This is a genomic window from Streptosporangium sp. NPDC001681 (genome assembly GCF_040298085.1).
Lineage (GTDB): Bacteria > Actinomycetota > Actinomycetes > Streptosporangiales > Streptosporangiaceae > Streptosporangium.
In genome coordinates this window covers 1-9,011 of record NZ_JBEOZN010000084.1, presented here as the reverse complement: position 1 = coordinate 9,011, position 9,011 = coordinate 1, and the positions used below count along the sequence as shown (strand labels likewise).

The following is a 9,011-nucleotide window of genomic DNA, read 5'->3' as shown; positions in this document are numbered from 1 at the left end:
TCATGGTCGGTTCCCGTGATGTGATCTCGCTGCGCGACCTCAAGGACGCCGACATCGAGTCGATCGTCCAGCGCGGCGTCGATCTCGCCGCGGACCCGGAGGCGCACGACGCCCCGCTGCGCGGCCGGATCGTCGGCGTCTACTTCAGCAAGACCTCCACCCGAACCCGGACCTCCTTCACCACCGGCGCGCTGCGGCTCGGCGCGCAGGTGATCACCTACGGGCCCGGCGACCTGCAGCTCAACACCGGTGAGACGTTGGAGGACACCGCGAGGGTGCTCGGTGGCATGCTGGACGGCCTGGTCATCCGTACCGCCGGGCCGCAGCGGGAGATGCGGACGTTCGCCGAGCACTGCCCCGCCGTCGTCAACGCGATGAGCGCCGAGGAGCACCCCACGCAGGCCCTGGCCGACCTCACCACGATGTCGGCCAGGTTCGGCCGTCTCAAGGGGCTGCGCGTGCTCTACGTCGGTGAGGGCAACAACACCGCGGTCGCGCTCGCCTTCGCGCTCTCCCGGTTCCCCGGTGTCGAACTGGAGTTCCGCACTCCCCGCGGGTACGGCCTCACGCCGGACGTGCTCGCGGAGGCGGCCGCGCTGGCCGCGCGATCCGGCGGCAGTGTCCGCGAGAGCCACGACATGCTGTCGCTGCCCGCCCAGGTCGACGTCGTCTACACCACCCGCTGGCAGACCACCGGGACCAGCAAGCCCGACCCGCAATGGCGGCAGGTCTTCGCACCGTTTCAGGTGGACGCGTCACTCATGTCCCGTTACCCGGACGCCTGCTTCATGCACGACCTGCCGGCGCATCGCGGCGAGGAGGTGACCGCCGAGGTGCTGGACGGCCCGGCGAGTATCGCCTTCGAGCAGGCGCGTAACAAGCTCCACAGCGCCATGGCGGTGCTGGAATGGTGTCTGGCCCGGTAGCGCGTGTCCTCTGCGCCCTACCCAGACAGAAAGGTGTGTCTCGCTCATGAGAATCCTCGTCACCGGCGGTGCCGGGTTCATCGGGTCCCATTTCGTCAGAACCACCCGGGACGCCCGGATCACCGTGCTCGACCGGCTCACGTACGCCGCGGACCTGGCCAACCTGGAGGGGGTGCCGCACGATCTCGTTCAGGGCGACATCTGCGACGCCGAACTGCTCAGCCGGGTGGTCCCCGGCCATGACGTCGTGATCAACTTCGCGGCCGAGTCACACGTCGACCGGTCGATCGAGGGGGCCGGCGAGTTCGTCCGCACCAACGTGCTCGGCACCCAGACGCTGATGCAGGCCTGCCTGGACGCGGGTACGCCGAGGGTCGTCCAGGTCTCGACGGACGAGGTGTACGGGTCGATCGAGACGGGCTCCTGGGACGAGGACGCCCCGCTGAGCCCGCGCTCGCCGTACGCGGCGGCCAAGGCGGGCGGCGACATGATCGCCCGCGCCTACGCGATCACGCACGGGCTGCCGGTGTCGATCACCCGGTGCGGCAACAACTACGGGCCGTACCAGTTCCCGGAGAAGGTCATCCCGCTCTTCGTCACCAACCTGCTGGAGGGCGGGAAGGTCCCGCTGTACGGCGACGGCGGCAACATCCGCGACTGGATCCACGTCGACGACCACTGCCGGGGCATCCGCCTGGTCGCCGAACAGGGCGAGCCCGGCGAGGTCTACCACATCGCGGGCACCGCCGAGCTGACCAACCTGGAACTCACCCAGCGGCTGCTGGACGCGCTGGAGGCCGACTGGACCATGGTCGAGCGGGTGACCGACCGCAAGGGTCACGACCGCCGCTACTCGCTCGACGACACCAAGCTGCGCGCTCTCGGCTACCGGCCGCTGACCGCGTTCGAGGACGGCCTGGCGGAGACCATCCGCTGGTACGCCGACAACCCCTCCTGGTGGAAGTCCAAGCGCGCCGCCGGCTGAGTCACCGCGGGTCGTCGAGCAGGCCCGCGTCGTGGACGAGCAGCGCGATCTGGACCCGGTTGTTGAGGTCGAACTTGGTGAGGACGCTGGACACGTGCGTCTTCACCGTGGCCAGGCTGAGGTGGAGCATGGCGCCGATCTCGGCGTTGGACCTGCCCTGCCCGACCGCGATGGCCACCTCGCGTTCCCGGCCGGCCAGCTGGGCCAGTCGCTCCCGCGCCCGGGTGCGGCGCTCGTTCTCGCCGTCGTCGGCGACCCGGGCGATGAGGCGTCGCGTCACGGCGGGGGAGAGCACCGGGTTGCCCAGGGTGACCTGGCGCACCGCGGCCACGATCTCCGCGGGCGGGGTGTCCTTGAGCAGGTAGCCGGCCGCTCCCGCGCGCAGCGCGCGCAGGACGTGGTCGTCGGCGTCGAAGGTGGTCATCACGATGACCTCCGGGGCGCCGGGGCGGGCGCGGAGCTCCCTGGTCGCGGTCAGCCCGTCCATGACGGGCATCCGGATGTCCATCAGGACGACGTCGGGGCGATGCCGGGCGGCCATCGAGAGCGCCTCGCTCCCGTCGCCCGCCTCCGCGACGATGCTGAGATCGGGCGCGCCGCCCAGCATCATCACCAGCCCGGCGCGTACCAGGGGGTCGTCGTCGACGATGAGCACGCCGACCTGCCGCGGCTGCTGGGAGGTCATACCGGCCAGGGTAGCCAGGCCGACAGGCACCAGCCACCTTCGGCGGTGGGCCCGTGCTCCAATCGTCCGCCGATCAGGGCGACCCGTTCGGCCAGGCCGACCAGCCCCTGCCCCGAGCCCTCGCCGGGAGCGGGGGCAGGGGCGGGGGCGGCCGAGGAAGGGGCGTCGGGCGCGGAGTTGCGCACCTCGATCGAGAGCCACTGGCCGGGCGTCCCCGTCGTGTGCACCCACACCTGTGCCCCGTGGGCGTGCTTGCGGGCGTTGGTGAGGGCCTCCTGCACGATCCGGTAGGCGGTGCCGGCGCTCCGGCCGGGAACGCTCCCGGGAACCTCCTGGGTGAGGTTCACCCGCATCCCGGCCCGCCGGGACTCGGCGGCGAGCTCCTCGATGTCGGTCAGGGAGGGCTGTAACAGCTCGCCGACCGGGGCCCGCAGCACGCCGATGGCCTCCCGCAGGTCCTGCAGCGCCTGATGGGCGCTCTGCCTGATCACCTTGGCCGCGCGGGCGATGTCCTCCGCGGGGGCGTCCGGCCGGAACTCCAGCGCGCCCGCGTGCACGCTCAGCAGGGACAGCCGGTGCCCGAGGACGTCGTGGATCTCCCGGGCGATCGCCTCGCGGGCGCGCTGCTGGGCCTCGGCCTCGGCCCTGGCGGCGCTCTCCCGCAGCGACAGCACGAGCCTGCGCCGGTGGTGCACGAAAAGGCCCCAGCCGATGGCGGAGCCCTGGGTCGCGACCCCCAGCAGGAACAGCAACTCGCGCGGCGCGCCGACCTCCTGCCTGAGCAGGGCGTAGACCAGCGCGGCGATCAGGCTCAACGTGAAGACGGCGAACGTGGTCCGCGCCGCCCGGTGCACCGCCACCGTGAACAGCGCCACCAGCATCGGGCCCCCGACCAGCTCGGAGAAGGCCGACAGGACGACGAGGGCCAGGGCCAGCTCGACCGGGCGGCGCCGCCGCAGCCACAGCGCGACACAGCCGAGCACGCCGATCAACTGGTCGAGCTGGAACACCCAGGGCGACACGTCCTGGGTGGGCATCTGAATACGCTCGGCGGCCGTCATGATGCCGAAGGCCGCCGCGAAGAGGAACAGGCCGATGTCCACGAGCCAGTCGCGCACGCTGCGCCGGGACGCGGGTGACACGGCGAATTCATCCATCCCGGGTAAGTCTAGGACGCGGCACGGGGGCCTGGCGGCGGTGCGGCTCCTGGCATCGCCGCCGGCCTGGGGATCTCGCCTCACTCGTAGCCGTACTGCTCCAGCAGGTCACCGAACTGCTCGTTGAACCTGGCCAGGTTGCGCGCGGTGAACCGCTCCTGCCAGCCGCCGCTGCGGCCCTTGTAGAAGCTCCACGAGTCGGGGTTGTAGACCCGGCCCGCGACCTCTTCGGCGTCCCGGTCGGAGCCGAGATGGCGCAGCACCCGGTTCACCGCGTCGAGCTGCCGCTCGCGGGAGCCGCCTCCCTGCGGCCCGACCAGGTCCTCGTAGCGCACCTTGCAGACCTTCGGGTGATTGAGCAGCCAGAGCGCCTTCTCAAACTGGTCCCGGCCGAGGAACGACCGGTCCCGCAACGCGTAGTCGATCTTCTCTTCCCAGGTGGGCTTGCTGGCCAGGATCGCGCTGAAGATGTCGGCCTCGAAGAAGTTGCCGTACCCCTCCCTGGTCCGTCCCTCCAGAAAGTTGATCATGGAGACGACGGCGTCGCGCGGGTCACGGTAGTTGAAGATGAGCGGCGGGTTCGCGGTCTCCACCCACTCGCTCAGGAAGGTGCCGTCCACCCGCTCGATGTCCAGCTCGTGGAAGATCCAGCACAGGCCGGGCGGGGTGTCGGCGAACCGGCTGTAGGACAGGTGCGGGTTGGTGGCGAGCCCCTCGGCGAACTCGTACCTGGTGCGCCCGTACCGGTTGACCACCCGCTGGCCGAGCTGGCGCTGCCAGTGCCAGACCATCGTCCCCCAGAGCTCCTGGGCGCGCTCGGCGAACGCCTCGGTGCCCTGAAGTTCGAGGAACTCGTCGTAGTCGAGCTTGGAGAGGACCTGCGCCGCGATGGCCTTGCTCTGCTCCTCGTCGAACACGGGCACGGTGTGCGGCGCGGGCCGGGGCACGCCGACCATCTTGAAGCCCAGCTCCAGCATGAGTTCCTGCATCAGGTGGGTCCCGCTCTTCTGCAGCGAGATCACCATCGCGCGCGGTTCTCGGGTCATGTGTCCGGCTCCTTCACTCGCTGCCGTTGCGGACGCGGCGGTACAGGACGCCGTCGCTCCAGATGATGTCGATCCGGCCCCAGCGCATCGCGGAGACGACGTCGGGGAAGAACCCGCTCCCGCTCAGACCGGCACTCGTGCCGCACAGCACCGGGATCCCGCTCCACTTGTGGTATTCGCGCAGGATGGTGGTCAGCGTCGGATCGTCGTCCACGCTGACCGTCTGCAACCGGGTCGTGCCGTCCAGGTGCTGGACGGCGGAAATCCGATCCACCCACTCCGGGCGGAGGCGGTGCTCGAACAGCGCGTACGGGTCCGGCGTCCCCGGATCGAACACCTTCCGCGCGTGGTCGGCCAGGCATATCGGGGTGACCGGCCGGTGCTCGTCGCGCTGCTTCACCTCGTTCAGCAGCCGGCGCATGCCCGGATCGACGGCGGGGGCCAGGATGCTGCGCGACCCCAGCGCCTGCGGGCCGAGCTTGGCCCGCCCGCTGAGCACGATCGCCGGCTTGCCGGTGAGGTGCAGCAGGCGGGCCAGCTCCTCCGGCCGGCACGGCGACACCGACCAGCCCGGGGGCAGGTGCGGGTGGCGGACCGGCGCGGGGCCGGTCCGCAGGTTCCACTCGAGCGGGCGCAGACCGTCCGCGCGGCCCAGGTGGGCCGCCGCGGCGCCGATCGCCGATCCCGAGTCGTCAGGGAAGGGCGGCACCCACATCTCGCGGATCGCCGGCTCCGCACGGAGCGCGGAGTTCCACTTGGTGTTGAGCGCGCAGCCGCCCGCGAAGCACAGGTTGAACGGCCCGTCTCCCCGCCACGCCCGCATCCGCGGCACCAGCCGCTCGATGAGGAGCTTCTCCACGAAGTCGTGCAGGCCGGCCAGGACGTCGGCGTCGCCGACCCCCAGCCGGTCCATCCGCTCGCGGAGCTCGCCCAGGTAGGCGTGCACGTACCGGTGGGACGGCTCGGCGGCGCCGCCGCAGCCGACGACCGCCTGCCGGTACTCCCGCGCCCGAGGCGTGTCCGCCTCGAAGTGCTCGTGGAACAGCGTGCGGAGCACCGCCTGGATCTCGTCCTTGACGGTGCCCATCGCGATGTACGCCATGAGGTTCCCCGCCGCGTGGGGGCCGGGTTCGCCCTCCCCGCTCTCCCGGGGAAACGGTCCGAAATGCTGGGTGGCCATGGCGTACACGTCGCCGATGAGCGGGAACAGCGCGCCGTCGGCCTCGATCCGCCCGCCCTCGTCGACGTGGTAGAGCCGTGGGAAGGCGTCGCCGTCCCACACCAGGACCATGGCGGGCTCGCCGCGCAGGGCGAACGGGCTCGTGCAGTAGGCCGCCGCGATATGGCTCGTCACATGCGGATAGCTGGTATATGGTCTGGACTTCCCGCCCAGCAGGACGGTGCCCCGGTGGCCGGGCAGGGCGGGGTCGGGCGCCGACCCCGTCTCCAGGTACGGCGCCACCTCGACATCCAGCACCCGACCGCTTTTCGTGCCCGCCCAGCCGTCGACCACCCATTCGTCGACGTCGTCCACGTCGTATCCCCGGTCGGCCAGCAATTTCGGCAGGGTTTCCAGGTCCTGGACGCCGCTATAACGCGGGTTGTTGTCCAGTTGCTGGATCTCGATATTGAACTCGAGCCTGCCATCCCGGATCAGGGCGAGGCCGCCGCTCTTGGTCAGCTTGAGCCCGGCAGTAATCATCGGTCTCCTCCGCATTCGTCGCGCGGTTGCGCCGTGCCTGCCATTGATAGCGAATTAACAACGCAAAATGCTAGACGGCCGTCGGCGGGTGGCACCGCAGGGCGATCCCGTCGTACCAGATAAACCCCGATGCGAACCGCCTCTTCGTCCCGCTGGCGGGACAGCGAACCGGCCCGACTTCCGGAAATTAAATCAGTTCCCTGCCTGCTCAAGAAAGGCGAAACACCATCGCCACAGGGTGCTGTGGGAACGAAGTGTTTGCCGAAAGAGCATTGCTTGCGGAAACTTGTACGGAGCGATTCCCCGTTCCTTGGCCGAGGACACCGCGGATGAGTCCGCCCATTGACACTCGGCCCACTCAACTCGCCGTCGGTTTGGTCAGTCAGGAGCTCATATGCCGAACACATCCCAATGCCGCGTGTGCGGTGGCACTGTTCATGAGTTTTTCGACTTCGGGCGCCAGCCGTTGTCCGACGCCTTCCTCGCCCCCGGCTCCGACCTCGGTCAGGAGTTCTTCTTCCGCCTCGCCACCGGCCTCTGCGAGGCGTGCACGATGGTGCAGCTCATGGAGGAGGTGCCGCGGGACCGCATGTTCCACGAGGAGTACCCGTACTACTCCTCCGGGTCGGCCTACATGCGCGACCACTTCGAGGGGCTGGCCAAGCGCCTGCTCACCACCGAGCTCACCGGCGAGGACCCGTTCATCGTCGAGGTGGGGTGCAACGACGGCGTGATGCTCAAGGCGCTCGCGGAGGCCGGCGTCCGGCACCTCGGCGTGGAGCCTTCCGGAGGCGTGGCCGACCTCGCCGCCGAGAAGGGGATCAGGGTCCGCAAGTCGTTCTTCGAGGAGTCGACCGCGAAGGAGATCCTCGCCGCGGAGGGGCACGCCGACGTCATCTACGCGGCCAACACGCTCTGCCACATCCCCTACATCGGGTCGGTCCTGTCCGGCGTCGCCGCGCTGCTGGCGCCGACCGGGGTGTTCGTCTTCGAGGACCCCTACCTCTCCGACATCGTCGAACGGACCTCGTTCGACCAGATCTACGACGAGCACTTCTTCTTCTTCACCGTGCGGTCGGTCGGCGCGATGGCCGCCGCACACGGGCTGGAACTGGTGGATGTGGAGCGGCTCCCGGTGCACGGCGGGGAGGTCCGCTACACGCTGGCTCCCGCCGGGTCGCGGCAGCCGTCCGCCGCGGTGGCCGAACTGCTGGCGGAGGAGGACGCGCGCGGGCTCGGCGAGATGGCCACGCTGCGCCGGTTCGGTGAGAACGTGCTGAAGATCCGCGAGGACCTCACGTCACTGCTGCGCCGCCTTCGCGACGAGGGGAGGTCGGTGGTCGGGTACGGCGCCACGGCGAAGAGCGCGACCGTGACGAACCTCTGCGGCATCGGGCCCGACCTGGTCTCCTTCGTCTGCGACAGCACCCCCACCAAGCAGGGGCGGCTCACCCCGGGTACGCACATCCCGGTGCGGACGCCCGCGGACTTCTCACGGCCCTACCCCGACTACGCCCTGCTGTTCGCCTGGAACCACGCCGAGGAGATCATGGCGAAGGAGCAGGAGTTCCGGGACGCGGGCGGCAAGTGGATCCTGTACGTCCCGGACGTGCGGATCGTGTGACCCCTCCCCGGCCCGCGAGCCGGGACCTTTCCCGCCTGTACCGGCTCGCTGAACGCGACGGTCGTGTCGCCTTCGCCGATGCCCGCTTGAAGGAGAGCTTGATGACCGCACACGCGACCGGATTCGGCCCGTCCTCCGACGGCACGGGGCTGTCCGCCGACATCTTCAACTCCACCGTGGCCGGGTTCGCGATCGCCGCCGCGTGGGAGGTGGGCGCGTTCGACGTCCTGAACGACCGCGGCGTGATCGACGTCCCCGCGTTCTGTGAGAAGCACAACCTGCATCTGCCGTCCATGCGGAGCATGTTCGCCGCGCTCGGCTCGGCCGGCGTGGTGGTCCGCGACGACGAGGACACGGTGCGTGCCGGGTCGGCGTTCGCCGAGGTCTACCGGGACAAGGCGTTCTTCCACTGGCTGACCATCGGCTGCGCCGAGCTGTTCGCGAACATGCCGGGCATCGTCCGCAACGAGAACAGGGTCGGTGGTTTCTACCGGCGCAACGCCGTGGCCATCAGCTACGCCTGCAAGGACATCAACCGGCATTCGTTCGACCCGGTCTTCTGGGAGGCGATGGAGGCGCTCGACTTCGACTTCGGCACCGTCGCGGACCTCGGGTGCGGCAGCGGCGGGCGCCTGGCGCAGATCGCGAGCCGCTATCCCAACGTCCAGGGCATCGGGATCGACATCGCGCCCGACGCCCTCCGCGACGCCGCGGAGAACGTGGCCGCCGAGGGCTTCGGCGGGCGCTTCGACTTCATCGAGGCGGACGTGCGCGACCTGGCCCCGGACCCCCGCCTGGAGAAGGTGGAGGTGCTCACCTGTTTCATGATGGGCCACGACTTCTGGCCGCGAGAGCGGTGCGTGGCCTCGCTGCGCCGGCTGCGCGA

At 70.0% G+C, this 9,011-nt stretch carries 8 protein-coding genes; 4 read left to right on the top strand and 4 right to left on the bottom strand.

Translation table 11 applies throughout. The features are described from left to right. Window positions 1-2 precede the first annotated feature (2 nt). Together ABT130_RS31270 and rfbB are read left to right on the top strand one after the other, a co-directional pair. Window positions 3-926: an ornithine carbamoyltransferase gene (locus ABT130_RS31270; protein WP_350961403.1), complete on the top strand. Its 924-nt coding sequence runs from the start codon at window positions 3-5 to the stop codon at window positions 924-926. A 46-nt stretch (window positions 927-972) separates the two neighbouring features. Next, window positions 973-1,911 (top strand): dTDP-glucose 4,6-dehydratase, encoded by a 939-nt coding sequence (gene rfbB, locus ABT130_RS31265; RefSeq protein WP_350961401.1) that lies wholly within the window; start codon window positions 973-975, stop codon window positions 1,909-1,911. Between the two features lies 1 nt (window position 1,912). Here rfbB and ABT130_RS31260 read toward each other — a convergent pair whose 3' ends face one another. From ABT130_RS31260 to ABT130_RS31245, 4 genes are all read right to left on the bottom strand, one after another. After that, the gene (locus tag ABT130_RS31260) at window positions 1,913-2,596 is read right to left on the bottom strand and encodes a response regulator (protein WP_350961398.1); all 684 of its coding nucleotides are present in this window, start codon (window positions 2,594-2,596) and stop codon (window positions 1,913-1,915) included. Beyond that, the gene (locus ABT130_RS31255; protein WP_350961395.1) at window positions 2,593-3,753 is read right to left on the bottom strand and encodes a sensor histidine kinase; all 1,161 of its coding nucleotides are present in this window, start codon (window positions 3,751-3,753) and stop codon (window positions 2,593-2,595) included. The genes ABT130_RS31260 and ABT130_RS31255 overlap by 4 nt, the downstream gene beginning before the upstream one ends. Before the next feature lie 80 nt (window positions 3,754-3,833). Continuing rightward, window positions 3,834-4,799, bottom strand: a complete 966-nt coding sequence (locus ABT130_RS31250) for a sulfotransferase domain-containing protein (RefSeq protein ID WP_350929992.1) — start codon at window positions 4,797-4,799, stop codon at window positions 3,834-3,836. Window positions 4,800-4,812: 13 nt separating this feature from the next. Then, the gene (locus ABT130_RS31245) at window positions 4,813-6,501 is read right to left on the bottom strand and encodes a carbamoyltransferase N-terminal domain-containing protein (RefSeq protein ID WP_350961393.1); all 1,689 of its coding nucleotides are present in this window, start codon (window positions 6,499-6,501) and stop codon (window positions 4,813-4,815) included. Between the two features lie 394 nt (window positions 6,502-6,895). On the opposite strand from ABT130_RS31245, the gene ABT130_RS31240 reads away from it, so the two are divergent. Then, complete coding sequence (locus ABT130_RS31240) at window positions 6,896-8,125, top strand: methyltransferase domain-containing protein (RefSeq protein WP_350929990.1); 1,230 nt, start codon at window positions 6,896-6,898, stop codon at window positions 8,123-8,125. A gap of 101 nt (window positions 8,126-8,226) precedes the next feature. Further along, on the top strand, window positions 8,227-9,011 hold a 785-nt coding region (locus ABT130_RS31235), incomplete at its 3' end, for a methyltransferase domain-containing protein (RefSeq protein WP_350961390.1).

What these genes read in the sequence shown, in the direction of transcription:
- ABT130_RS31270 (WP_350961403.1), top strand. Translation starts at nt 3, where the DNA reads ATGGTCGGTTCCCGTGATGTGATCTCGCTGCGCGACCTCAAGGACGCC.
- rfbB (WP_350961401.1), top strand. Translation starts at nt 973, where the DNA reads ATGAGAATCCTCGTCACCGGCGGTGCCGGGTTCATCGGGTCCCATTTC.
- ABT130_RS31260 (WP_350961398.1), bottom strand. Translation starts at nt 2,596, where the DNA reads ATGACCTCCCAGCAGCCGCGGCAGGTCGGCGTGCTCATCGTCGACGAC.
- ABT130_RS31255 (WP_350961395.1), bottom strand. Translation starts at nt 3,753, where the DNA reads ATGGATGAATTCGCCGTGTCACCCGCGTCCCGGCGCAGCGTGCGCGAC.
- ABT130_RS31250 (WP_350929992.1), bottom strand. Translation starts at nt 4,799, where the DNA reads ATGACCCGAGAACCGCGCGCGATGGTGATCTCGCTGCAGAAGAGCGGG.
- ABT130_RS31245 (WP_350961393.1), bottom strand. Translation starts at nt 6,501, where the DNA reads ATGATTACTGCCGGGCTCAAGCTGACCAAGAGCGGCGGCCTCGCCCTG.
- ABT130_RS31240 (WP_350929990.1), top strand. Translation starts at nt 6,896, where the DNA reads ATGCCGAACACATCCCAATGCCGCGTGTGCGGTGGCACTGTTCATGAG.